The organism is Lyngbya confervoides BDU141951 (assembly GCF_000817775.3).
Taxonomy (GTDB): domain Bacteria; phylum Cyanobacteriota; class Cyanobacteriia; order Thermosynechococcales; family Thermosynechococcaceae; genus Lyngbya; species Lyngbya confervoides.
On sequence record NZ_JTHE03000116.1, the window covers coordinates 70767 to 96125 of the forward strand.

Below are 25359 nucleotides of genomic sequence, written 5' to 3' on the forward strand. Positions count from 1 at the left end.
AGGCAAAGCGCAGGCATGGGCTCGTTCACAGCCTCGCCGCGAATCAGTAAGATAAAAGAGGTTAGGCATCAGTCCTGGAAATTTCATTGCGCTTTGAGGCTCTCTGGTGCGGCCAAACCCGAGATTGACCTAGCTGTTCTCTAATGCCCCTGGGCTAAACCCAAACCATGCAAGTTTTGTTTAAGGTCCTTCGCCAGCAGATCCAAGCTGCCCCCACAGTTCAGAGCTATACCTTAGATCACGTCCAGCCGGGGGATACCATTCTCACCTGCCTCAATCGCATTAAATGGGAGCAAGATGGCACCCTTGCGTTTCGAAAAAATTGCCGCAACGTGATTTGCGGGAGTTGCGGGATGCGCATCAACGGTCGCTCGGCGCTGGCTTGCAAAGAAACTATCCGTCAAGAGCTTGAGCGGCAACCCCAATCCACAGACATTCCGGAACTGGTCATTGCCCCCATGGGCAATATGCCCGTGATTAAGGATCTGGTTGTAGACATGCAGCGCTTCTGGGATAACCTGGAGGCTGTGGATCCCTACGTGAGTACCGAGGCCAGATCGATTCCCGAACGCGAGTTTTTACAATCCCCCCAGGAACGGGCCCAGCTTGATCAAACCGGCAACTGCATTTTGTGCGGGGCCTGCTATTCCGAATGCAACGCTCGGGAAGTGAATCCTGATTTTGTTGGCCCCCATGCCCTTGCCAAAGCCCAGCGAATGGTGGCCGATTCTCGCGATCGCGCCACGGAGGCACGCCTGGAACAATACGGCCAGGGCACCCAGGGCGTCTGGGGCTGCACCCGCTGCTATATGTGTAATTCAGTCTGTCCGCTCCAGGTAGCGCCCCTAGATCAAATTGGCCATCTTAAGCAACGAATTTTGCCGCGCAAGCAAGCCGCCGACAGCCGATCCATCCGTCATCGCAAAGTGATGGTGGATCTGGTGAAGCAGGGAGGCTGGATTGATGAGCGCAAATTTGGCCTGATGGTGGTGGGCAACTACTTCCGCGATGTCCGCGGTTTACTAAGTCTGGTCCCCTTGGGACTGCGCATGGTGGCTAGCCGCAAGTTTCCCCTCTCCTTTGAAGCCTCAGCCGGAGTCGAGGAAGTGCGATCGCTCATTGAAGCGGTCCAGCAGCAGGAGGCCCAAGCCGCGGTTCCTGAGCCGTGGATCTCTTGATCCATCTAGCCAGGTCGCCTGATTTTTCAAGGCTCTAAAACATCCTCCCTCAATCCCGCGAGGACCAAAACTATCTTTTCATAAAGATTTTCCAGGACATTGGCAGTGTATGGGTTAAGCTGCGACTACTGCATTTGGGTGATCTCAAGTTTTGCCCTAGTTTTAGCGGGGAGGTTCCTGTGCCATCGCTTGTTCGCACCTTGACCGGAGGCAGCCTGCTCACCCTCTTAACGGTGCTGATCTCACCGGTGCAAGCTGCGGAAACTGTGCGCCTATCCTACCGAGGGTACGCCCTATCCATTGACGTGGCTGAGCTATCTCGACTCATTGAGGCGGGCGAATTAAATCGCCCCTTCCAGGAGATTTTGGGTCCAACGTTTCAGATGCCGCCCCTGGTTCCCCAACTCCTCACCGAAGCGATCGCAATTCCCGATTCCACCCTCCAATACCTGGAGGGAAGCACCGAATCTTTCTTTCTGGAAAAGATCAACGGCGTCATTGATTCGCAGGGTCAGAAAACTCGTCCCAACTTTACCGCCTTGAGAACCTCTATTGATCGATCCCTAGCCGATGATGGCAAAATATCTCTCTTAGAGTTTCTCCGTCACTATCCGAACCCCACTGTGGACTTAGATCTGACTCAGATGGAGGCTTCCATTCAAAAGGTCAAACGCTTCATGGACGAGATGGGACCAATGCTGAGCTTTGCCCAGGGATTTTTGCAAAATAAGCTGTGCGATTGTCCGGCAGCCGCGATTCCCCCTGCCGGATCAAAGCCCCCCCTCATTCCCCTGGCCGCGGACCCGAATCTCCCTACCCTGGCCGAGAAAGACTGTGAGCCAGATGAGCCAGGCTCCTTGCCCTGATGCGACTCTTTCTGGGAGATAGGGTTTTAGATACCCCCATCCCTACTTTGTTCTGTCTGTCTCGTCTTTGCCCTTTAAATCACCATGACGCTTGTCTCTCAGTCCCTTTTACCTTCCCGACGACTCCTGCTAACCCTGAGTCTGCTGGGCACACTCTTGGGGGGGGCGGGGATCAGTCCAAGGGCGATGGCCGCGGAAAAGATCGTGTTTACCTACGGGCTCTTTGGTCAGTCCATTACCCTGGCAGAGTTAAATCGCTTTGCCCAAACCGGCGTTGCTTCTCCAAAACTTCAGTTCTTCATCCAGGCCGCCAATCAAGATCCCCAGACGGTGCGCCGCACCCTCAATCATCCAATCCCCCTGGACAGCAAGCTCATGGATCGCATTTTGAACTTTCTGCCGGCGGAATATGCCCTATACGAAGTCGGTCAAATTTTACACACGCCCGCTCGGGAAGCTAACTTGCAGGCGCTTCGGTCGACCATTGTGCTCTCCACTAGCGACGATGGTCAGGTGTCTGCGCTGGAATTTATTGAAAAATACCCCACCCGAGAGCTGTTCATTGACGGGCAGAAGCTACAAAAAACTGCAAAGCAAGTGTCTCGCCTGGTTTCAGGAAGCCGCCAAACCCTGGCAGGCCCCCTGGGGCTGATTAAAAGCTTGCTGTGCAACTGTCAACAACCGGAAACCGAACAGCCCTAATGTCCACCGCGATCGCCTCGGGCAGAATAGCTGAGGGTTAAGGGCAACTACTCCTGCACCTGCTCCGCCCTCTATGATGAACAGGCCTTAGTATTCCCGGTCCTGGTTCAGCCTCCGTGTCTAAATTTCGTCTTCCGCTTTCCCCCCTCACTATTGTGGTGGTTGCCTTAGCCATCGAAGTCATGGGGGGAGGCCTGCTCTTTCCGGTGCTGCCCTTTCTGGTGGCTCAGTTTAAAAGCGATGCTCTCACCATTGGAGCCCTGGCGGCTAGCTTTTCCACAGCCCAGTTTCTGGCAGCCCCCATTTTAGGGTCCCTATCCGATCGTGTGGGTCGGCGGCCTGTGCTGATTGTTTGCACCTTCGGCACGGCCCTCGCCTTTTTCCTGCTGGGGATCGCCCAAAGCCTCTGGCTAATGTTTGTCGCTCAGATTGTCAATGGCATTACCGGCGGTCTGGTGAGCACAGCCCAGGCTTACATTGCCGATGTTTCTGAGTCTCCCCAGGAGCGCACCCAAAATTTTGGCTTGATTGGAGCAGCCTTTGGCATTGGCTTTATCCTCGGCCCCCTACTAGGCGGGGCACTGGCAGGCATTAGCCTCAAGCTGCCGGTTTTCCTAGCAGGAGCCGTGGCCTTGCTCAATTCTATATTTGCCTATCGCTTTCTTCCGGAATCGATCCAGAACCCGCGCCGCAGTCCACTCACGCGCCAGGACTTTAATCCCCTGGGTCAGCTTTGGGATCTCCTGAGACGCCCCCAGCTGCGGAATCTACTGGTGGGCTACTTCCTGTTTTTTCTGGCCTTTTCAGGATTTACCAATATTTTTGTGGTTTGGGTCCGCGATCGCTTTGCCTGGGGCCCCATTCAATCCGGCGGCGTCCTGTTTTGGGTTGGGGTCATCTCCAGCCTGGTGCAGGGGGGATTGATTCGCAAGCTACTGCCCCGCTTTGGAGAATTTCGCCTGACGCTGGCAGGGTTTTCGGCAGCGGTTCTAGCTTACGGCATCCTGACGCAAATTCCCGCAGGCTACTATCTCTACGGCACCCAAACTCTTTTTGCCCTGGGCATTGGCGTGGCCTCCCCCTCCATTCGCGGAATTATTTCAACCAGCGTCTCGGATGCAGAACAGGGAAAAGTCAGCGGGGGGTCTCTCTCCTTGGCCAGCCTGACCCAGATTCTGGGTCCCCTCATTGCAGGCTGGAGCTACGACCATTGGCATCCCAATGCCCCACTCTACCTTGGCGGGGTGTTGGCCCTGCTGGCCCTGGGGGCGATCGCCACCTCGCCAACCGCAGGAAACCGACCGGCTTAGAAGACGCTCCCCGGTGAATCAAGGCGTGCCGGGTGTCTTGTCAAGAAAAGCAGGAGTCGTGGATCTATCGTGGATCTATCATAGATAGGGGCTAGCGCCTCACTGACGATTTCGTAAAGGATCCTTTCCTTGTCCCTGCCCTCCTCCCTGGAAGCATTCCAGGTTCATCAAACCCTAGTGTTGAACATCACGGGGCTAAACGCCCACGGCGATGGCATTGGCCATTTGGACGAGGCCCATCCCACCGTGTTTGTCCCCAATACGGTCCCCGGCGATCGCGTCTGTGCCCGAGTGACCAATATTAAACGCACCTATGCCTACGCCCAACTGATGCAGGTGCTGACCCCCTCTCCCCATCGGGTGCGCCCCGCCTGCATCGTCGCCGACAAATGTGGGGGCTGTCAGTGGCAGGCAGTGGACTACGCAGCGCAGTTGACCCAAAAGAAAGACCAAGTTTTGCAAGCCCTGCGCCGCATTGGAAAATTTGCCGATCCCCAGGTGCTGGACGTCATGGCGGCCCCGGATCCCCTGGGATATCGCAACAAAGCCACCTATCCTCTGGCCTGGAGCCCGGATCGCGATCGGGTGAAGGCCGGCTATTACCAACGGGGTACGCACAAGCTAATCAACTTAAATCAATGTCCCATCCAGGATGGGCAGTTCAATCCTCTGCTGGCCCAACTTAAACAGGACATCCACCGCCGAGGCTGGAGCATTTACGAAGAAACCACCCACCAGGGAAGTTTACGTCACCTAAGCCTGCGCCTTGGTCGGCGCACCGGGGAGATGCTGATCACCTTGGTATCCTGCGATCGCCATCTGCCGCAGATCCAGGAGCAGGCCCAGGAATGGCTGGAGCGCTATCCTGCGGTGGTGGGCATCAATCTCAATTTAAACCGCGATCGCACCAACCGCATCTTTGGCCCCAGGACCGAAACGGTGGCAGGACGCCCCTACCTCCGAGAAATTTTTGCCGGACTGGAGTTTCAAATTCAGGCCGATACCTTCTTTCAGATCTATACCGAACAGGCCGAAGCGTTGGTGAACCGGATGTTCGAGGCGCTGCAGCTCACGGGATCGGAAACCGTGATTGACGCCTACTGCGGCATCGGCACCTTGACCTTGCCCCTTGCCCAGCGGGTCAAGGCGGTCCAGGGCATTGAGGTGCATCCCGAATCCATTCGTCAAGCCCAGGAGAATGCCCAACGCAATCACCTGGGAAATGTCCAGTTTTTAGAAGGGAAGGTGGACCACCGCTTAGCCGAGATCTCCCAACCGCCCGATCTGCTTCTTTTAGATCCCCCCCGAAAGGGATGCGAGGGAGCCGTCATTGACCAAATCCAGCGCTTGCAGCCCAGGACAATCCTCTACCTCAGCTGCAACCCTGCCACCTTAGCCCGCGATCTACAATTGCTGTGTCAAAGCGGACCCTATGAACTGAAATGGGTGCTGCCCGTAGACTTCTTTCCCCAAACAGCTCATATTGAGGCCCTGGCCTATCTATCCCTGGAGACAAAACATGAATTGATTGCTTGAATATTCCGGACGAAATGAGTAAGCTAGGGCAATTGATCACCTCGGTTGATTTGGGTCCTCATGCTTAATCCCTTACAGGCTAAGCATTTGCGGCCACTGAAGTTCCGGTTCACCCTCGGTTCCTCACGCTACTGTCGGGCCAACAGTAACCAAAGCTGGATAAACAATCCTGCTCAGTTGACGGCCCACCCATAGGAGCAAGCTATCAGCCACGCAGATTTAAGGCCTGGGCTGGGCAAACTCTTTGTAGAATCACCGGGATTAAAGTGAAGGTTTTTCCATGACACATCCTGCCCTATACGCAGAGCAAATTGCTGCACAGCAGCTGTCAAATTCGGAACTCATTAAGCTTCACCAGGGAGAGATTTTAGTGAACACCCGCAGCCACACGGTCTGCGGTGGGGCTCTCGACTCCAGAATGTACCTGCCCCTCACGCGATGCCAGGTGTGGGACCAGGTCACCAACTATCCCCGCTGGTCAACCTATTTTCCAGATATTACCCAAAGTCGCGTGATTGAGGAAAATGCCCACGCGCCTCATCTCGGACATCGCATTTATCAGGCCGCAGAAAAATCATTTTTATTTATTACGGCACAGGTTAATGTCTACCTGCGCGTGTTCGAGCTAGAGCAGCGCCACATTCGATTCCAATTTGAACGAGGAAGTTTTTTAGACTTCACGGCTGACCTGACCTTGAGCGATCTCAATGGGGGCACCCTATTGCACTATTCGGTCTCGGCAACACCGCTGGTGCCCGTTCCTAGCTTTTTCGTAGAACAGGCCATGAAGCTGGATTTACCGAACAACCTGCGGTCAATGCGCCAAAAGCTCTGCCGTTAAACTTCTTTACACCGAAAAATACCGATTGAGGCCGTGTAGCCATGCAGATAGGTCGACCCTCCAATGGGGCCGATTTCGCCATGGCAGAAGAAGCCCGTAATGGGAATCTGCGGAATATATTGGCAAATGGTTTGAATATCATGATTGGGTGTTCCGTAGAACCCTGCGCCCCGCCCCAAACAGTTAAACACCACCGCCCCCTGGGGCGCATTGTCAGCCCCTGCAATTCGCGACTGATAGCGCATAACCAGGGTTTCGATATCCTCGGCGGACGCCCTGGCATCACGCAGATGAAATTGAATACGCTGGCCTGCCCGGATTCGATCTCCAATGGCGATGGCGCCCACCTTCGGGTCCACACCGATAAGGTCTCGAATCAGGTAGTCTCCTGGCTCCAGATTTTCCTTAAATTCATTGCTGGCGATGCCCACCGAGAGGGCCTGTTGCGCCAGGGCTCGGTCAGTCTCCTCCAGATCCTCCAGCAAGTCCTCCAGCGCCTCTAGGGGCGTTAAAATCTCAGCACCGGCCTCCAGGGCAGCCCCCAGGGAACGCCCCAGCAGTTCTACCTGGAGAGCAATGTGGCGCTCTGCCTCGGTCACGCGAAAGGGAGGACCAATGGGTCGACAGCCTTGGGCCACAATGGTGTCAAGCACAATGTTCCCGCTTAGGGCCACCCCAATGGTGCCTTCGTGGAGAAGACAATCCTCCAGGAACAGGCCACTGCCCCCAAAGAGTGAGCTTCCAGAGGTCAATCCCCCAATTTTTTCGGCATTGGGATAGGCAAAATCCATGCCCTGAAGCAGCTCTCGAACCTTAGCCGTTGAGGCATCCGCCAACAGCATAAAGGCTGGGTCATCCTGGGGGTCAATGCCCAACAGGTCAACCCAATCCTGGGGGGGACTATCGGAATCGGGAAGGTGACGCCCCTCAATGTGAAAGGTTTGGATTCGGACCTCGGGCAGATGGGCCAGAGTGAGGGCGATCGCTGGCTTTGCCTCGATTTCCGCCGGGGTCTGTCCCAGGGGCTGGCCAATAATGCCATTGCCACCGCAGCCAATCAGGTGCTTCACCGCCAGCTTTTCTTGCAGCAGCGGCAGCACCCGCGTAAACTCGCTGGTGTAGGCCGTGGAAATGAAGAGTATGGCTAGATCCGGGGGAGCTGGAAGGGCGGCCGTCGTCTGCGCAATCACCTCATCAAGCGCAGCTTCCAATGAGGGCAGCGTTGACAGTGCGTTTGTCCACTTCATCCAGTTGGCAATCCTTATAACGCAATCAACAATCCAGAAGAATTCAGAATGTAAGCATCCTACAGCGTAACTGGAAAGTTACGCGAACTGGCCTCGACTTAAACTAAACTGGACAATCTGGAGGATCAGCCCTTTGAAAACATAGCTGAACCTTAACGGTTCGCATTAGAGTAGACATATACCGTTACGTTTTTTAACATGACCCATGGCGCTGGATAACCTCCGCAACCTTTATCAACAGGTCATCCTGGAACATTATAAAAAGCCTCGACATCGAGGACGAACCGAGCCGGTCCACCGAGCCCATCGGGGCCACAATCCCTCCTGCGGGGACACCATTGAGCTAACGGTGCAGCTCAATGACGAGCAAACGGCCATTGAAGACGTGAAGTTTGAAGGGGAGGGCTGTGCCATCGCCATGTCCTCGGCGGACTTGATGGCGGATGCCATGCGCGGCAAAAGCATTGAGGACGCCCTAGCCATGGTGCAGCGGTTTCAGTCCATGATGAAGGGAGAGGCAGAGTTTCCCCGAGAGTTACGCAAGCTGAATGTCATGCAAGGGGTAGCGCAGTTTCCGGTGCGCATTAAATGCGCCACCCTCACCTGGCATACGCTTCGAGCTGCACTTGAGCATGGAACTGCCCCCTTAGGTGAAGAGTATGTCAGTAACGAGGAGGAGGATTAATGCTGTCCCAGGAAAGTTTTGCTCTGTATGCCCAGTGGAGTCTGATTGCCACGGTGGGATTCGCCCTGCTGGCCCTGGTGGCGTTTCGCCTCGGATGGGGCTTCCGGTTCCGTCTGGTGGGCGTGACCGGGTTTATGGGGGTGTTAACCTTTGGCCTGTTTGCCCTCAGTCTAACGCCCCTGACGCGCGTGTCGATTCCTGGGGCGGCGCGCTACACCCTGGTTTATGACACCGGTGCCCAGCAAACTGTGATTGCCGTGGCCCCGGAGATCACCCCGGAGGAGCTGACGGCAACCCTGGAGCAGGCAGCCTCTGATTTGTTTTCCTCCGGACGGCTAGGGCGCAACGGAAACCAGCTCTTAATCCGGGCACGCACCCTGATTCATCCCGAAGCGGGTCTGTCAGAGCCCGTATTTCTGGGGCAGGCGACCCGATCCCTGACCGATCGATCCGATCCCCAGATGCGTATCCAGGTCTTTCCCGAGGCCTTTGATCGTCTACCCAAAGCCTAGACCATCGGCACCCCAGAACAACGCGCTACACTGTAGTTCAGCAGCTAACGCTTAGCCCTTATTCTTGCCACTAGCTTTCTTGCCATTGTTGAATGTCCAATCCAATCCATCCTGCGCCTCCCCCACTCGGACGCTACAATGCCATTGCTCCGGCCCAGGTTCTACGCGGTAGCGGTCTGATCGCCGAAGTCGGACCGCTTCTGACCCGATTCGGCCATCGGCCCCTTGTGATAGGCGGCGATCAAAGCCTGGCCTTGCTGCGAGAGCCGATCACCTCTATCTTTGCCGCCCAGGATCTGAGCGGCCACTTTATCTCCTACGGAACAGACTGTAGCGAACCGCAGCTTCAACGGATGCGTCAGGCTGTGCAGGCACAATCTGCCGATGTTGTCCTTGGCGTTGGCGGCGGCAAAGCCTTGGACGCCGCCAAGCTGGTGGCCTATCAATGTCAGTGTCCCATCGTCACCATTCCCACCTCGGCAGCCACCTGCGCCGCCTGGACCGCCCTGTCGAATGTCTACACCGATGCCGGCGCCTTTCAGTATGATGTTCCTCTACCCACAGCCCCCAATTTACTGATCCTAGATTACGATCTAATTCGTTCAGCCCCTAAGCGGACCCTGATTGCCGGGATTGGCGACGCCCTGGCGAAGTGGTACGAAGCCTCCGTGAGCAGCGGCAGGTCCCAGGAAACCTTAATTATTGGCGCAGTTCAGCAGGCGCGAGTATTGCGTGATATTCTGCTGCAGCGATCGCTGAAAGCCCTCGCCGAACCCGGCGGTGAAGACTGGCAGCAGGTGGTGGATGCCACGGTTTTGATGGCGGGCGTGATCGGGGGCCTGGGCGGGGCGCAATGCCGCACCGTCGCGGCCCATGCGGTTCACAATGGGTTAACCCACCTGAACCCCACCCGCCAAAGTTTACATGGCGAAAAGGTGGCCTACGGAATCCTCGTGCAGCTTCGCCTGGAGGAACAGGTGCAGGGAAGCCAGCTGGCGGCCACGGCTCGCCACCAGCTTTTGCAGTTCTATGGCGCCATCGGTCTCCCCACAACACTCAAGGATTTGGGCATGCAGGATATTTCCCTGGCGGAGCTAGAAGCCGCCGCAAAGGTGGCCTGCGCCCCCAATTCAGATTTACATCATTTACCTTTTTCGGTAACCCCAGATCAGCTCATGGCCGCCATGGTCTCCACCGCTCTCCGGCCCCCCTTGGCAAAAGTGAACCCAGAGGTGGAAAATTGCCTCAGTGTTGATCATCCGTCACACCCATCTGAGGGGCATTGAGAAAGCTGCATGAGTCTAAACTGGATTAAGCCGGCCGATCGGCTAAGTTCTCTTCCGCCTTACGTTTTTGCCCGCCTGGATGAATTGAAAGCAAAGGCTCGTGAGCAAGGAATTGATTTAATTGATCTGGGCATGGGTAATCCCGATGGCTCCCCGCCTCAGCCCATCATTGATGCTGCGGTCACGGCGCTCCAGGACTCCAGCCTACACGGCTATCCCCCCTTTGAAGGGAAAACCAGCTTTCGCCATGCCATTACCGACTGGTACCAGCGGCGCTATGGCGTCAATCTCGACCCGGACGGTGAAGCGCTGCCCCTACTCGGATCAAAGGAGGGCCTCACCCATCTCGCCCTGGCCTACGTGAATCCAGGCGATACGGTTTTGGTCCCCAATCCCTCCTACCCCCCCCACTTTCGGGGGCCGGCGATCGCTGGGGCAGAAATTTACCCCCTGATGCTCACCCCTGAGAACCACTGGCTCTTTGATGTGAATGCCATTCCCGATGCAGTGGCCAGGCGCGCCAAAATTCTCTACTTTAACTATCCCTCTAACCCCACCACGGCCGTGGCCCCACGAGGGTTCTATGAAGAGGTGGTGGCCTTTGCCAAACACTACGAAATTTTGCTGGTGCACGATCTGTGCTACGCGGAACTCGCCTTTGATGGATACCAACCCGTGAGTTTACTGGAAATTCCGGGGGCCCAGGAGATTGGCGTCGAATTTCACACCATGTCAAAAACCTACAACATGGCGGGCTGGCGCGTCGGATTTGTGGTGGGCAATCGCCATATTATTCAAGGGCTGCGCACCTTAAAAACCAATTTAGACTATGGCCTTTTTTCGGTACTGCAAAAGGCAGCAGAGACGGCCCTCAATCTTCCCGACAGCTACCTGCAGGTGGTTCAAGATCGCTACCGAACCCGGCGGGATTTTTTAATTGCGGGGCTGGGGGATCTGGGGTGGAGCATTCCCAAAACCAAGGCCACCATGTACCTGTGGGTTCCCTGTCCTCCGAACATGGGATCCACCGATTTTGCCCTGCATTTACTCCAGACCACTGGCATTGTGGTCACCCCTGGCAACGCCTTTGGAACTGGGGGAGAAGGCTTCATGCGCATTAGCTTAATTGCAGAGTGCGATCGCCTGGCTGAGGCCTTAGACCGGATGAAACAAGCCAATATTCGGTTTCAAAGCAGTCCTTCGGTTCTCTCCCCCTCAGGCAGCTAGGACATGAGGGTATCACGCACCATTTGCCTGGGGTTCTTCACGGTGATTACCATCGGGGCCGTGCTCCTGATGCTGCCCCTTTCCACCGCATCGGGGACCTGGAACGATCCCATCACCGCCATCTTTACCGCCACCTCGGCCGTATGTGTCACCGGGCATATTGTGGTAGACACCGCCACGTATTTTTCGACCTTTGGCCAGCTGATTATTTTGCTGCTGATTCAAATTGGCGGCCTGGGCTACATGGTGGCGACCACTCTGCTGCTGATCCTGCTGGGGCGGCGGCAGCTCGGACTGCGCGATCGCTTGGCCATTCAACAAGCCATGGATCGGCCAAAGCTCCAGGGCACCGTCCCGCTCCTGCGCTCCATCATTGCCACGATTCTCATCTTTGAGATGACCGGCATGTTTTTTTTAATGACCGTCTTTATTCCTGAGATGGGGTTCTACCCTGGGCTTTGGTTTTCCATTTTCCATAGCATTAGCGCCTGGAACAATGCAGGCTTTAGTCTGTTCTCGGATAGTTTAGTCGGGTTTCAGTCCTCTGTGCGGGTCAATCTGGTCATTTCCCTGCTCGTCATTCTCGGCGGGATTGGGTATGAAACCATCTTTGAGGTCATGCAGTGGATTCAGCATCAGTTTAAGAAAAACGCGCCGCCCATGAGCTTTTCTCTGAACTTTCGAGTAGCCACCAGCACCACTGTTTTTCTCCTGCTGATCGGAACCGTCGCCTTTTTATTCACCGAGCGCAATAATCCCAACACCCTGGCCGGCAGTAGTTTTGACACCAAGCTGTTAATGGCCTGGTTTCAATCTATGACGGCTCGCACCGCTGGCTTTAACTCCATTGATGTGGGCCAAATGACGACCGCGGGCTTATTCTTCACCATTTTCCTGATGTTTATTGGGGGCAGCCCCGGGGGAACCGCGGGTGGGATTAAAACCACGACGCTGCGAGTGATTAGCAGCTGCACCCAAACCATTCTGCAAGGGAAGGAAGAGGTGGTGCTGTACGAGCGAAAGGTGCCCACCTCCATGATTCTCAAGGCGCTGGGAGTGGTCTTTGGATCCCTGACCACGGTCATTATTGCCACCATGCTCATTGCCCTGACCGATCCCAAGGTGAACTTTATTAATGTTCTCTTTGAGGTGGTCTCGGCGTTTGCGACCGTTGGTCTGTCCACCGGGATTACAGCCAGCCTATCGGGGCTGGGCAAGCTGGTGTTGGTGGTGACAATGTACATGGGCCGGGTGGGGATTTTACTGCTCATGTCGGCGCTAATTGGGGAGAGCCGCGCCAGTCTGGTGCATTATCCGGAGGAATCGCTGCTGGTGGGATAGGGGTGTCGCTTGTCGATATTTTTTTTAGTAGATATTTTTTTAGTAGATATTTTTAAAATCTCGCCAAGATGGGGATCATTCAATCTGTAGGAAGGGGATCGTGAACTTTTCCACCTTAAGTCTTCTGAAAAACCTCCGCAAAACCGATCGCCAGTTTGCGGTGATTGGGTTGGGCCGGTTTGGGCGGGCAGTTTGTTCCACCCTGCACCATCTGGGCTACGAGGTTCTGGGCACTGACATTGACGAAAAGCGGGTGGCCGATGCTCTCAACTGCCAGATTGCTGCCCACGCAATTCAGCTCGATTCCACCGAGCCCAGCGCCTTAGCAGAGGCCGGGATTTTTGAGTTTGACACCGCCATTGTGGCCATTGGCAACTATCTACAAGAGAGCATTATTACCACCTTAAATCTTAAGGAGGCTGGTGTTCCCCACGTGATCTCCAAGGCCTCCACCGAAATCCACGGCAAACTCCTGCATCGGGTGGGGGCCGATCAGGTGGTCTTTCCTGAGAACGAGGCCGGCTGCGCCCTGGCGCGATCGCTCACCAAGCCTTCCATCCTCGATCGCTTTGATATTGACCCAGAGCACAGCATTGTGGAACTGGTGGTGCCAGAGGAATTTCACAATCAAACCCTGGCGCAGCTGGATCTGCGCAATCAGTATGGCCTGAATGTGCTCGCCATTGGGGAAGAAAATAAACTCGAAATCAACCCCAGCTTTGATACACGCCTATGGAAGGGCGCGGTGATGGTGGTGATTGGGGACAACAAGGACATTGACCGACTGCCAATTTAATCCTCCCTGACGCTCTGGCAAAATAGAGAAATCCCCCACCGAGGGGCGCTGTTTTCTGAGCCAGTTGCAATCATGGGATATTTTTGGTTTAAAGCCTTTCATATTATTGGCGTGGTGGTTTGGTTTGCCGGACTGTTTTATTTGGTGCGCCTGTTTATCTATCACGTGGAGGCGAAGGACGAGCCGGATCCGGCCCCCGCAATTTTAAAAAAGCAGTACGAGCTGATGGAAAAGCGACTGCTGAACATCATCACCACCCCAGGCATGATCGTCACGGTGGTGTGCGCCATCGGTCTGCTGGTCACCCAGCCGGAATGGATCCACCAGGGATGGCTACATGCCAAGCTGGCCCTGGTGGGTGCCCTGATTGGCTACCATTTCTACTGCATCCGCCTAATGAAGCAACTCCACACGGACACCTGCCAATGGTCTGGGCAGCAGCTGCGCGCCCTCAACGAGGCTCCCACATTGCTGCTGGTGGCAATTGTGCTGCTAGCGGTTTTTAAGAACAATTTGCCCACGGACCTGACCGTGTGGCTGATTTTTGGGCTGGTGATCTTCATGGCCGCTACCATTCAGCTCTACGCCAAGAAGCGACGACGCGATCGCGAAAAGCTGTCCCTGGAGGCCAACGCCGAGTCCTAGTCCTGGCCCTGCCAATCCTGAGATCCCATGTTTATGGCCACCAGGCGACGGCTGGCCCTCTGGTACACAGCCGTTACCGCTATTCTGCTGCTGCTGTTTGCCAGCGGATTTTATCTCTACGTCCGCAGCACCTTAATTGAGCGCGTGGACGATACCCTGCACCATGTGGTGGAGGTGGTGGAGCGATCGCTGGTGATTGAACCCAAAGCGGTCCTGAACCAGGCCCTCTCCTATGAGGTCAATCTAGAGGCCAGTTTCCGCCAGGATTCCCAGGCCGTCGAGGATGACCGCATTGAGCTGGAGTGGTTTGATGCCCAGCGCCATTTACGCTGGTCCACCCTCTCCGAATCACTGAATTTGCCGGTGCACCTCACACACCACCCTGAAACCATCGCGATTACCCCTGAGGTTCTCTGGAGACAGCTCACGGAGGAAATCAGAGTGGATGGCAACCTGGTGGGCTATTTGCGGGTCAGTCATCCCTGGTTCGAAGTCACCAAGCCCACCCGTCAACTGGTGCTGGAACTGAGCCTGGGCACCAGCACCCTGGTGGTGCTGGTGGCTGCCATTGGCTGGTTCCTCTCCCGCCTGGCCATTGAGCCCATCCGTGAATCCTACGAATCCCTGAAGCAATTTACCGCCGATGCCTCCCATGAGCTGCGCAACCCCATTGCCCTGATTCAAACCAACGTCCAGGCAGCCCTGAGCGACCCGGAGATGACGCCCCAGGATCAGCGCCAGCAGCTTGAAACCGTGGAGCGGGTCACCCAGCGTTTAGGGCGACTGGTGGATGATCTGCTGTTTTTAGCGCGTCAGGACAGCGGCATGATACAGTCGCAATTCCAGGATTGTCCCCTGGATGCGCTGCTGATGGAGGTGCTGGAAGAACAAAGGGCCATCGCCCAAGCCCACTCTGTCCAGATCCAGCTGCAGCTGGGCGACGACCGAGACCCCAAGGGACCAGGCACAGATCCCTTTACCCTCCAGGGAGATTACGATCAGATCAGCCGCCTCTTTACCAACTTAGTCAGCAACGCTATCCAGTACAGTCCTCCCAATGGCACCGTGACCCTCAAGCTGACGCGAAAAATCTCCCAGGGCCAAGCGACCCTCAAGGTCACGGTGCAAGATCAAGGACAGGGAATTCCCCCGGAGGCAATCCCACGCCTGTTTGATCGATTTTACCGCGTGGATTCTGCACGCTCTCGTCCCGCCAGTGCCGGGGTACAGTCCGGAAAATCACCCAAGGGAGGAACTGGGTTGGGCCTGGCCATTGCCCAGGCGATCGCCCAGGCGCACCAGGGCAGCATCAGGGTGATTAGTACGCCTGGCACCGGTACCAAGTTCACCGTCTTGCTGCCCATCGGAACTAGCAAAGGACGCAAGCCCTCCGCCTAAGACCTCCTCCGAACCCGTACCCGGATCAATTCGTCAAACCTTTGCTGACTAGTCGTCAAACCTTTACTGACTAGGCAACCGAAAATGTCGCATTAAAATGGGGCTGGGGATAACCTTTACCCCGCTTTTCTCGAAGATAGAGGGAGTCAAGACTTCTGCCCAGCGCGAACTCTACTCCAACCTGTCCCCTAGCTTATCAACAGCCGGATTCGAGCACCTGTGACCTAACTTTTTCCTGGAATGAGTGAACCCGCTAAAGGTTCACCCATTCAGACGTCGGTCATTCATTTACAGTTCAAGGAGGACTACCATGAAACGTTCATTTGCGATCGCAACCCTCTGCATCGCCGGATTGGTCTCGGCTGTGCCCGCCACGGCCCAGGTCAATCCTGCCATTCCATCCGCAACCCAGTCCGAAGACAACCTGTATTTTCTCTCCCGTGCTAAAAACCTGGCCCGCCAGGCTGCGATTAACGCCAATGGGGGTCTTAATGCCTATCGACCGGAGCTATCCATGTATGGCCCGGCCGTGGAATCGCCCTACGAGCGCAACGACGATGGATCCATCACGTTTAACTTTTTAGGCGGCAGCCCCGGATCGACCCAGTTCGAGACTGAAACAACGGTACGGGTCAGTCCCGACTCCAGCGTGAGCGTAGTTTACAACGGTCCCGCTCGCGGCGGGGTCGGCGGAGGCAGTCTGGAGCGTGACCCCAATGAATCGATCCTATCGATTCTCAGCGAGCGGAGCTTTCTCACCCGCGCCCAAAATTTAGCGCGCCAGGCTGGCATTCGAGAGAATGGAGGGCTATCAGTCTATCGCCCTGAATCCACCATGTTTGGCCCCACGGACGAAGCACCCGTGCAAACAAACCCCGATGGCAGCGCCACATTTACCTTCAAAGGCGGTCCCCCCCTCGCCTCAGCCCCCACCGTCGAAACCCAGGTCACCGTCACCCGCCAAGGTCAAATCCTGGTGGATTACAATGGTGTCCCCAGATAGGGCGGCAGCGATCCACCTCTAGCAGCAATCCACCTCTAGTGGCCCTCGTCCTCGGGGGCGCTGGAGATCTCAGGCCTCTCGCCTGGGTGAATCAGCTAGCGAAATTCACCGTTGCGAGAGTGGCAATTGATACTATGATAAATAGGACAATTAAACACTCCGTGCGGATGTGGCGGAATTGGTAGACGCGCTAGATTTAGGTTCTAGTACCGTAAGGTGTGAAGGTTCAAGTCCTTTCATCCGCATATCTCAAAATCCAGCCCTCGTTGAGCGCTGGATTTTGTTTCTCAGGGCTGTTGTGCAGTTGAGTTAGGAGAGAGACGTGACCGCCAAGTTTGATTACGATTTAGTCATTATTGGAGCTGGTGTGGGTGGCCACGGAGCCGCGCTCCATGCCGTCGACTGTGGCTTAAAAACTGCCATTATTGAAACCGCAGAGATGGGTGGAACCTGCGTCAATCGTGGCTGCATCCCCTCTAAAGCTCTCTTGGCAGCCTCAGGACGCGTCCGCGATCTGCGCAATACTCATCATCTTCAGGCCATGGGTATCCAACTGCAACAGGTCTCCTTTGACCGTGGCGCCATCGCCAACCATGCGAAGGACCTGGTGAGCAAGATTCAAGGGGACCTAACCAACAGCTTACGGCGCCTTAACGTCGATATTATTCGGGGTTGGGGAAAGGTGGCCGGGCTCCAGAGGGTGGAGGTCATTGGCCCAGAGGGAGAACAGACCCTAAGGGCAAAAGATATCATCATTGCCAGCGGTTCAGTGCCCTGGGTTCCATCGGGCATTGAGGTGGATGGGAAAACTGTGTTTACCAGCGACGAAGCTATTCGCCTGGACTGGTTGCCGCAATGGATCGCGATCATCGGCAGCGGCTATATTGGCCTGGAGTTTGCCGATGTCTATACGGCCCTAGGTAGTGAAGTCACGATGATTGAGGCCCTAGATCGCCTCATGCCGACCTTTGATCCAGATATTGCCAAAATTGCCCAGCGAGTGCTGATTGATCCTCGGGACATTGAAACCAAGGTGGGTAAGCTAGCGATGAAAGTCACCCCCGGATCGCCGGTGGTGATCGAGCTGGCCGATGCCCAAACCCAGAAGATTGAGGAAATCCTGGAGGTGGACGCCTGCTTAGTGGCCACAGGCCGCATTCCCGCCACCAAAAATCTTGGCCTAGAGACAGTAGGGGTTGAAACCGACCGCCGCGGCTTTATTCCCGTAGATGACTACCTGGCAGTTACCCACAAGGGAGAACCCATCCCCCATCTCTGGGCTATTGGCGATGCCACCGGCAAAATGATGCTTGCCCACGCCGCCTCAGCCCAGGGTATCGCGGTGGTGGAAACCCTGTGCGATCGCCCCCGCCAGGTGAACTATCACAGCATTCCCGCCGCTGCCTTTACGCACCCAGAGGTGAGCTTTGTGGGGCTGACAGAATCCCAGGCTCAAGATCTCGGTAAGGCGGAGGGCTTTAAGGTCAAGTCGGTGCGCACTTACTTTAAGGGCAATTCTAAGGCGCTGGCGGAGGGCGAAACGGACGGGATTGCCAAGGTAATTTTTCGCGAAGACACCGGCGGGGTGTTAGGGGTGCATATTATCGGCATCCACGCCGCAGATCTCATCCACGAGGCCTCCAACGCCATGGCAAAGGGAGCAACGGTCCATGATCTTGCCTTCCTGGTCCATGCCCATCCAACGGTGTCAGAGGTCCTGGATGAAGCCTACAAGCGGGCGGCCACCGCCTTAAAGGTCTAGCCTCCGCACCAGCAAGGATCGATAATACGCAATGGCGTCAAAGAAAGCGGCTGGAGTCTTGGAAATCCAGCCGCTTTCTTTGAGCAAAATTTAGGATTAAACTGCCATAGACCCACACAGCATCAATTCCTGCTTACTCAATACTATTGAGCTCAATCTCCTGAGCCAGCGCCACCTCTTGCGCATGAATGAGCAAATCACTGTCCTCTTCATCATCTAAATCGTCGCGGAGGGTGCGACGGAGAATTTCGGCCGCAAGTTCACTTTGTTCAGGCGCTGGCAGTGTATCAAAGGTATTGAGTAGATTAAGGGCGATCGTATTCATGAGTGATTCTCCCGATAGTGAGGATAAGCCTATGACTAGTATTTCGCCCTTTCCCAGGAGAGATGTCACTTCGCAACAAAATGCGACAATATTTGCAGCAGCGGACAAAGCCCTAGTGCCTTGGTGACTCCCCATGGATCACCGGAGGGAGATCCTGGAGGAATGGGATCAATAAACCCACTAGAATTAAGGAAGCGTCTTTAGTCTTGACCAGAGAATATCCGAACCCAAAAACCTCCGGACCAGAAGACCTCCGGAGAGAAAGGATCTTGGTCTCCCAGGGGGGGTAAACATTCAGCTTAGAGATAATCCACTGCGCAAGCATCCTTCACCCATGGCGATTTCTTACCTGACTGCGCTCTTTGAACTCCTTCGTAAGCGGAGCTTAACGGGCTTCATCGTAGCCTTGCCTGTCCTGGCCATTTTTCTGGGGCTCGCCGCCCTCAGCCCCACCTACTATCGCGCTCAGGGCAAGCTCCGGATCTTGAGTGAACAGGAGCAGTGGGGCGGCGATCGCGCGGAGGCAATGCAGGAGCTTGTGCCAGCGCTCAACTGGGAGGCAGAGATGGATCTACTGCGATCAGACGCCGTGCTGAGCCAGGTTCAGCAACGCCTGCGGCAATCGGGTCAATCCCTTCCTGAACACCAGCAAGAGCGCCTCAAACAGTCCTTGAGGCTGGATCTCAACAAAGCAGCCCGCACCATTGAAGTGGCCTATTGGGGAACTCGCCCCAGCGCCACCAAGACCTTTGTCAATGTGTGGATGACCACCTACCTGGCTGAAACAGGAAAGCGGCACCAAAATCGGCTGCGCCAGGCCCAACAATCCCTGTTGCCCCGTTTAAACCAGAGTCAGATCGCCCTGAAAGCCGCCGAGCAAGAGCTGGCCGAGTTTCAACGCCAAAATCCCCTGAATGCTCATCCTAGGGGATTTGCCTCCACAACAGTGGCCTTAAACGCAATCCAGCAAGATCTCGCCGCTGTGGAAACTCAGATCCAGGGGCTGGAGAATCAGCAAAATCAGCTTCGCCGGCAGTTAGGGCTGGCGCCTGCAGCGGCGGAAACCCTGGCCCAGGTGAGTCAATCCCAGGAATTCCGGCGCCTGCTAGAACAGATGCAGCGTCAGTCCCAGCAGCTAACGGAAGATCTCAAAAATTACACGGAGGCCCACCCGGCAGTGATGACGCGGCAGCGCGACCTGGAAGATTTGCAGCGCCAAATCACAGCCGAGGTGCAGCGCGTTACTGGCGACCCGAAGGTACAACTCCCGCTGGAAACGGAACTCAAGCAAAGCTTAACGGCATCCTTTCTGGATCTAGAATCCCAACGGTTAGCGGCTCTGGCCCAGCGAGATAACTTAGTAGAGTCCCTGGCCACAGCGCAACAAAGGGCCGTGGCCTTGCCCGCCCTAGAGCAGCGCTATCAGCAGCTAAACCAACGGCTGCAGCAAATGCGATCGGAACAGGATCTACTCAAACAGCGCCAGAAAGGTCTGGCCCTCGCCCTCGGGAGCAATCAGTCCCAGGGTGAAATCGTAGACTCCGCAAGGCTCTCTCCCGAAAAGACTGCACCGTTTCGGCTGCCGCTGCTGGTGGCGGGCGGAGCAGCCGCAGCGGCCCTGGGGCTCATTGCCATGTGGATTGCCCACCTGCGCGATCGCTCCCTGGAAACGGTGGATGCCACCGAACGTCACTTAAATCTCAAGGTGCTGGGAAACATTCCTGACGTGGCCGCTTCCCAGCGCGACCTGCTTTACGATGGAGACCTGCAGCAGTCTGTGCCCACGGTTTTCACCCTGGATCAGCCGGGTTCGTCAGCCGCAGAGGCCTTTCGGCTTCTCTATCTAAATTTAAAAGTTCTGCCCCACTTTTCCCAGGTAAAGTCCATCGGGGTCACCAGTTCAGTCCCCAGCGAAGGTAAATCCACCGTGGCGGCCAATCTAGCCGCGGTCATGGCTCAGGCAGGAAAAAGCGTACTGCTGGTCGATACCAACTTTCAGCGCCCCTCCCAATCGCTGATCTGGAACCTGTCGAGCGAAGTGGGTCTCAGCCATTTGCTCATGTCTCAAGTCTCATTTTTGCTGGCGGTGCAGCCCATTAGCCCCAATCTGGATATTTTAATGTCTGGGTCGCTTCAGCCGATGACGGGCAATCCGCTGGAATCTAAGCAGATGGAGCTGTTACTGGCCGATTGGGTGAGTCGGTATGACACGGTGGTCCTGGATTTACCCGCCGTCAATTTGTCTGCCGACGCCGCCATTGTCAGTCAGATCCTTGACGGGGTGCTACTGGTCACCCGACTGGGCACGCTAGACGAGTTAAACGCCACCAAAGCCGTCCAGGTTTTAAACCATTCCCAGGCCAATCTGTTGGGAATGGTGATTAATGGAGTCCGGGATCCCCAGCGGGTTCTCATTCCAGCAGATCTCGAACTGGATGAAGCCCAGGAGTCGGAGTTTGATCTGGCCACCCTGATGGAGGAATCTGCTCCCACCCTCTCCCTGCCTCCGCTCTCAGATAAGCTCGATCTGGCCCTAGCAAGCACAGCCATGGCATCCAAACCCCTGGCGGAGCTGGAGGCGCACCTGGAGTCGCTACAACGACAGTGGGCCACCTCCAAACGGCTCATTGAGAGTAAGGAGGAAGAACTCATCCATTTATGCCATGCCAAGCGAGATCTAGAACTACAGCTTTCCCAGATCAGCAGCTCGTCCAAATCCCCGACCCAACGGGCAGAGGCCATCGCCCGGCTGCAGGTGCAAATTGGCCAATCTGAGGAACGCAAGCAGTTTCTCTTGGAAAATTTGGCCACCCTTAAAAACCAGCTCAAGCGCGATCAGGATCTGTTCTATACTCATTTGCAAATTTTGCAGCAGCGCCATAGTCAGCTGGTGTCCTAGGGTTGCTGGACTCAAAGAGAGAGGCTCCCTCCGACGCGGCTATGGATCATCAGCCCAAAGCCGACGCCGCTCGCGAACCTGGAGACGCTGGTGGGCATCGTGAACCAGGTCGGCAATGGCCAGATCGTAGGGACAGCGAGGCAGACAATCGCCACAATGGGTACAGTGAATTGCTTTGCGTCCAGGGAACCAATGTCCCGCATGTTCAAACATGCCATAGCGATATTGGGCATAGGACTGCATCTCGTAAGCCAGGCTCAGATTCCGTAGTCGCAGGACTTCGGGAATCTGAATCTCCTCTGGACAGGGCAAGCAGCCATAGCATTGCTGACAGCGATCGCCGCCCAGCACAGCATCCGCTGCCTGATCCAGGGCCAACAGGCAATGGCGCTCTACCGAGGTCAACGGTCCGCAATCATCCGCCACAGAAAGGGGCCAATCGAGCTCCTGGGGCGTGGCTGGCCCTACGCTTAAGGTTGAAACAGCAGCCTGGCTCAGCAAAAAACGAGAATTGAGCCTCAGGGGTTCGATGGGATGGCACAGCTGCTTGAGCCGATCCGAAGGCTGATAGAGCCGTCCGCCTTTATCGGCTGGAGAAATGATAAACACTCCTAAATCCTGCTGCTGAGCCGCCAGCAGAGCCGGAAGATTGCGCTGAAAAAAAAGATTGTAATGCAGGCAAACAAACTCAAACTGCTGACTCGCCATACAGCTCAGAATCAGATCCAGAGGAGCGTGGGTGGAAAACCCCACGTGCTGCACTTTGCCCTCGGTCACGGCCTGGCGCACCGCGGCCATACAGCCGTGCGGATCCAGAATCCAGGCCAGGTGCTGGGGGGTATTGATCCCGTGGAGGGCCAAGCCCTGAACACAGGATCGCCCAAGGCGCCGGAGGGAGGTATCAATGGCCGCGGCCATGGCATCGGCGCTGGGCTGGGGCGTAATTTTGGTGGTGATGAAAAGCTGAGAGAGGTCCCGCTCACGACTCAAGGCCGCCAGGGCCTGTCCAAGATACCCTTCGCTAGCACCGTAGCCCTGGGCCGTTTCAATATGGTTAATGCCAAGATCCAGGGCATGGGAGAGGGTTTGCTCCAGATTGGCCCCAGAGGAAAGGCAGCGCATGGTGCCCAGCGAAAAAACAGAAATTTGAAAGTCAGTACGCCCGAACCGTCGGTATTGCATGGGGGATTAGGAGAGCCAGGAATACAGTACGGGCCAGGAAAGGAGCCGCTACCCTTTGGTGGCCTCACTATCATCAAGTTGGGTTTTAAAGTCTCCAGGCCGAATCTGATCGATAAAGCGCTTGAATTCTTCCCGTTCTGCTTCATCCGCCTCCTGATCCACCGGGATCGAGGCATCAGCCACCACCTCTTCCATCACCCAGATGGGCGCATCTAAACGCAGCGCCAGGGCAATGGCATCGCTAGGGCGGGCATCAATATATTTGATGGTTTCCCCCTGCTTCAGGGAGATGGTAGCAAAAAAAGTGCTGTCTTCCAGGGCATTAATAACCACGCGATCAAACTCAATTTCCCACTCCTGGAGCATGGCACAGAGCAGGTCGTGGGTCATGGGGCGCGGCGGCTTTTGATCTTCAAGGGCGCTCAGGATAGCCTTGGCCTCGTTTTGGCCAATCCAAATCGGCAGGGCGCGGCGCTCGGTCGCATCCTTGAGGAGTACAATCGGGATTCGGGATGAAGCGTCAAGGGCAATGCCTGCCACATTCATTTCAATCATCAGCCTCGGCCTCTGGAAATGCAAAAAGACTTGTCCTTCCTACCCTTTTGCCCTAGGCAACTCAAGGGAAGCCTGGGGAATGTATGCAGCTGCCGTCGCCCATGATGAGGATGGTCAAGCCATGACGGGGTTCAGGAAGGTTCGCTGGGTGAAACGACTGAGATAATGGGTTTCACATTAGGGTCTATCCCAATCCTAGTCACTCCAGGAGTGCTTTGACAATGCAGTTTCTACGGAGATTTGATTACAAGTGTTTACAGGATTGATTCAGGGCCAGGGTCAACTCCGGTCCTGGGGAACCCATCAGGTTCTGGTTCAAACCACCGCCCCCGCAGTCTTAGCGGGACTGACCCTGGGCGATAGCGTTGCCGTGGATGGGGTTTGCTTAACGGTTGAAACCCTGGTGTCTGAGGGCTTCGTGGTGACCACTTCCCCGGAAACCCTAGATCGATCCACCCTGGCTCAGTCCCTGGATACCCCCTGGCAAGTTAACCTGGAACCGGCCTTGAGGGTGGGCGATCGCCTCGGGGGCCATTTTGTCACAGGACATGTGGACGGGATGGGCAAAATTTTGGACATTCAAACCCTAGATAATTCCTGGATTGTGGCGGTCCAGTCACCGCCAAACCTGGCCAAGCTGATAGTGTCTAAGGGGAGCATTGCCCTCAACGGCATTAGCCTCACGGTGGCCGACTGCGATCGGCGCGGAGATCGATTCACGGTGGCGGTGATTCCCCACAGTTTTGCCCTGACCAATCTTCAGGCACTCGCGCCAGGGATCTGGGTGAATCTAGAAACCGATGTGCTGGGTAAATATGTGGAAAAACTGATCCAGGGGCCATCGCCCTCTGATGCAGCCTCTTCTCCCATCAATACCGCCTTTTTACTGGATCACGGCTATCTTCGCTAACCCAGATCCTCCCACCGACCCGCTCCATGCCCATGCTCTCGCCTTCCCCGCGCCACCAACAAATTTATGACCTTGTGCAGCAAATTCCCTGGGGCCAAGTCGCCACCTACGGACAAGTTGCCGATCTCATCGGCTGGCCAGGACGGGCCAGACAGGTAGGCTACGCGCTGTTTCGCATTGCCCCTGATTCCCCAATTCCCTGGCATCGGGTTGTGAATGCCCGCGGCGAGATTTCCTGCGCCCCTTCGCGCCAGGGCAGCGATGATCTGCAGCGGATCCGGCTGGAGGCGGAGGACATTGTTTTCAATGCCCAAGGTCGCCTTGACCTGCAGCGCTATGGCTGGCATGGACCGGACCAAGCCAGTCCCTTGAGTTCACCTGGAATCTGTTGACGTTGGCCTGACCCAGGTAGAATAGGGTCAGCCTTGGGATGTCCCCATCCTTTCCGGTCAGGCTTTCCGGTCAGTCCTTCCCACTGTAGTCCTTCACTGTAAATAATTAGAATGCTCAATCCCCTTGCGCTGATGGTTTTAGATACGGTTAAGTTCTCCAGCACCACCATTGTTGGGGCGGTTCTTTTTTTGGGGCTGGCGGGAGCCTATTTGCTCTTCGTGCCGCTGCTGACCTACCTCTACCTTAAACAGCGCTGGTACGTGGCTAGTTCCTTCGAGCGCGGATTTATGTACTTCCTGGTATTTTTCTTTTTTCCAGGGCTGTTGTTGCTCAGTCCCTTTCTCAACTTTCGTCCCCAGGCGCGGGGGATTGAGTAGGCAGTACCATGCGTCGAATTGACATTGTGCTGCTTGGGCTGGGCATTTTCCTGGGAGGCGGTCTCATCTTTCTAGGGTTGCGCCTGGCAGGCTTAAGCGATCTGGATGCGGGACGCTGGAGTCAACTGATTTTTGTCCTGGGGCTGTTGGGCTGGGTGAGTACCTACCTGATTCGGGTCAACGGGAAAAAGATGACCTATCACCAGCAGCTCCAAGACTACGAAGATGCGGTGTTAGAGAAACGACTCGCAGAACTCACACCGGAGGAACTCGAAGCACTGCAGGCGGAGGATCAATCAACGGCCTCCCCCGCCACTCCCGCCGCACCCTCCTCCGATCCGTCCCCTTAAGCTTTGCCCCTGGAGGCATTAGAGATCTAAGCC

Annotated in this window: 25 protein-coding genes and 1 tRNA gene; 22 read left to right on the top strand and 4 right to left on the bottom strand. The window is 55.8% G+C overall.

Annotated features, from left to right (window positions below; genetic code table 11):
- Nucleotides 1-167: 167 nt before the first annotated feature.
- From QQ91_RS20545 to QQ91_RS20570, 6 genes are all read left to right on the top strand, one after another.
- Entirely contained in the window at nt 168-1178 is a 1011-nt protein-coding gene (locus tag QQ91_RS20545; protein WP_166277989.1) for a succinate dehydrogenase/fumarate reductase iron-sulfur subunit, read from the top strand.
- Between the two features lie 179 nt (nt 1179-1357).
- Nucleotides 1358-2044: an alpha/beta hydrolase gene (locus QQ91_RS20550; protein ID WP_166277992.1), complete on the top strand. Its 687-nt coding sequence runs from the start codon at nt 1358-1360 to the stop codon at nt 2042-2044.
- Between the two features lie 84 nt (nt 2045-2128).
- A complete protein-coding gene (locus QQ91_RS20555; protein WP_166277995.1) occupies nt 2129-2746 on the top strand; it encodes an alpha/beta hydrolase in 618 nt (205 codons plus the stop codon).
- Nucleotides 2747-2862: 116 nt separating this feature from the next.
- The gene (locus tag QQ91_RS20560) at nt 2863-4056 is read left to right on the top strand and encodes an MFS transporter (protein WP_250833426.1); all 1194 of its coding nucleotides are present in this window, start codon (nt 2863-2865) and stop codon (nt 4054-4056) included.
- Between the two features lie 129 nt (nt 4057-4185).
- Nucleotides 4186-5592 (top strand): 23S rRNA (uracil(1939)-C(5))-methyltransferase RlmD, encoded by a 1407-nt coding sequence (gene rlmD, locus QQ91_RS20565; protein ID WP_236095993.1) that lies wholly within the window; start codon nt 4186-4188, stop codon nt 5590-5592.
- Nucleotides 5593-5872: 280 nt separating this feature from the next.
- A complete protein-coding gene (locus tag QQ91_RS20570; protein ID WP_166277998.1) occupies nt 5873-6433 on the top strand; it encodes an SRPBCC family protein in 561 nt (186 codons plus the stop codon).
- Here QQ91_RS20570 and QQ91_RS20575 read toward each other — a convergent pair.
- Complete coding sequence (locus tag QQ91_RS20575; protein WP_166278001.1) at nt 6430-7680, bottom strand: FIST signal transduction protein; 1251 nt, start codon at nt 7678-7680, stop codon at nt 6430-6432. The genes QQ91_RS20570 and QQ91_RS20575 overlap by 4 nt on opposite strands.
- A 205-nt stretch (nt 7681-7885) precedes the next feature.
- On the opposite strand from QQ91_RS20575, the gene sufU reads away from it, so the two are divergent.
- From sufU to lpdA, 11 genes are all read left to right on the top strand, one after another.
- Nucleotides 7886-8365, top strand: coding sequence for a Fe-S cluster assembly sulfur transfer protein SufU (gene sufU, locus QQ91_RS20580; RefSeq protein WP_166278004.1), 480 nt, complete (start codon nt 7886-7888; stop codon nt 8363-8365).
- Entirely contained in the window at nt 8365-8877 is a 513-nt protein-coding gene (locus QQ91_RS20585; RefSeq protein ID WP_166278007.1) for a Ycf51 family protein, read from the top strand. Before sufU ends, QQ91_RS20585 begins: the two co-directional genes overlap by 1 nt.
- Nucleotides 8878-8969: 92 nt before the next feature.
- A complete protein-coding gene (locus QQ91_RS20590) occupies nt 8970-10163 on the top strand; it encodes an iron-containing alcohol dehydrogenase family protein (protein ID WP_166278010.1) in 1194 nt (397 codons plus the stop codon).
- A 9-nt stretch (nt 10164-10172) separates the two neighbouring features.
- Nucleotides 10173-11390, top strand: a complete 1218-nt coding sequence (locus QQ91_RS20595) for an aspartate aminotransferase (protein WP_166278012.1) — start codon at nt 10173-10175, stop codon at nt 11388-11390.
- 3 nt (nt 11391-11393) lie between these two features.
- Nucleotides 11394-12731: a TrkH family potassium uptake protein gene (locus QQ91_RS20600; protein WP_166278015.1), complete on the top strand. Its 1338-nt coding sequence runs from the start codon at nt 11394-11396 to the stop codon at nt 12729-12731.
- 100 nt (nt 12732-12831) lie between these two features.
- Nucleotides 12832-13527 carry a potassium channel family protein gene (locus QQ91_RS20605; RefSeq protein WP_166278018.1) on the top strand — a complete coding sequence of 232 codons (696 nt, stop codon included), beginning with the start codon at nt 12832-12834 and terminating at the stop codon, nt 13525-13527.
- 72 nt (nt 13528-13599) lie between these two features.
- On the top strand, nt 13600-14172 hold the full coding sequence (gene hemJ / locus QQ91_RS20610) for a protoporphyrinogen oxidase HemJ (protein WP_166278021.1): 573 nt from the start codon (nt 13600-13602) through the stop codon (nt 14170-14172).
- Between the two features lie 27 nt (nt 14173-14199).
- Complete coding sequence (locus tag QQ91_RS20615; RefSeq protein ID WP_166278023.1) at nt 14200-15570, top strand: sensor histidine kinase; 1371 nt, start codon at nt 14200-14202, stop codon at nt 15568-15570.
- Between the two features lie 310 nt (nt 15571-15880).
- Nucleotides 15881-16573 (top strand): purine nucleoside permease, encoded by a 693-nt coding sequence (locus QQ91_RS20620; protein WP_166278026.1) that lies wholly within the window; start codon nt 15881-15883, stop codon nt 16571-16573.
- A gap of 163 nt (nt 16574-16736) precedes the next feature.
- A tRNA-Leu gene (locus tag QQ91_RS20625) sits at nt 16737-16818 on the top strand.
- Between the two features lie 77 nt (nt 16819-16895).
- Nucleotides 16896-18335 (top strand): dihydrolipoyl dehydrogenase, encoded by a 1440-nt coding sequence (gene lpdA, locus QQ91_RS20630; protein ID WP_166278029.1) that lies wholly within the window; start codon nt 16896-16898, stop codon nt 18333-18335.
- A gap of 133 nt (nt 18336-18468) precedes the next feature.
- On the opposite strand, the gene QQ91_RS20635 is transcribed toward lpdA, so the two are convergent.
- Entirely contained in the window at nt 18469-18660 is a 192-nt protein-coding gene (locus tag QQ91_RS20635; RefSeq protein WP_166278032.1) for a hypothetical protein, read from the bottom strand.
- A gap of 334 nt (nt 18661-18994) precedes the next feature.
- On the opposite strand from QQ91_RS20635, the gene QQ91_RS20640 reads away from it, so the two are divergent.
- Nucleotides 18995-21559 (top strand): GumC family protein, encoded by a 2565-nt coding sequence (locus QQ91_RS20640; RefSeq protein ID WP_166278035.1) that lies wholly within the window; start codon nt 18995-18997, stop codon nt 21557-21559.
- 39 nt (nt 21560-21598) lie between these two features.
- Here the strand turns inward: QQ91_RS20640 and QQ91_RS20645 are convergent, their stop codons facing one another.
- Both QQ91_RS20645 and QQ91_RS20650 read right to left on the bottom strand, forming a co-directional pair.
- On the bottom strand, nt 21599-22741 hold the full coding sequence (locus QQ91_RS20645; RefSeq protein WP_166278038.1) for an aldo/keto reductase: 1143 nt from the start codon (nt 22739-22741) through the stop codon (nt 21599-21601).
- A gap of 48 nt (nt 22742-22789) precedes the next feature.
- Nucleotides 22790-23296 (bottom strand): bifunctional nuclease family protein, encoded by a 507-nt coding sequence (locus tag QQ91_RS20650; protein ID WP_166278040.1) that lies wholly within the window; start codon nt 23294-23296, stop codon nt 22790-22792.
- Nucleotides 23297-23546: 250 nt separating this feature from the next.
- Between QQ91_RS20650 and QQ91_RS20655 the strand changes: the two genes are divergently transcribed.
- The 4 genes from QQ91_RS20655 to QQ91_RS20670 all read left to right on the top strand — a co-directional run bounded on the left by QQ91_RS20655 (nt 23547) and on the right by QQ91_RS20670 (nt 25326).
- On the top strand, nt 23547-24206 hold the full coding sequence (locus tag QQ91_RS20655) for a riboflavin synthase (protein WP_166278043.1): 660 nt from the start codon (nt 23547-23549) through the stop codon (nt 24204-24206).
- A 32-nt stretch (nt 24207-24238) separates the two neighbouring features.
- Nucleotides 24239-24598 (top strand): MGMT family protein, encoded by a 360-nt coding sequence (locus QQ91_RS20660; RefSeq protein WP_166278045.1) that lies wholly within the window; start codon nt 24239-24241, stop codon nt 24596-24598.
- A gap of 132 nt (nt 24599-24730) precedes the next feature.
- The gene (gene ndhL, locus QQ91_RS20665) at nt 24731-24976 is read left to right on the top strand and encodes an NAD(P)H-quinone oxidoreductase subunit L (protein ID WP_166278115.1); all 246 of its coding nucleotides are present in this window, start codon (nt 24731-24733) and stop codon (nt 24974-24976) included.
- A gap of 8 nt (nt 24977-24984) precedes the next feature.
- On the top strand, nt 24985-25326 hold the full coding sequence (locus QQ91_RS20670) for a DUF3007 family protein (RefSeq protein WP_166278048.1): 342 nt from the start codon (nt 24985-24987) through the stop codon (nt 25324-25326).
- The last annotated feature ends 33 nt before the right edge of the window (nt 25327-25359 follow it).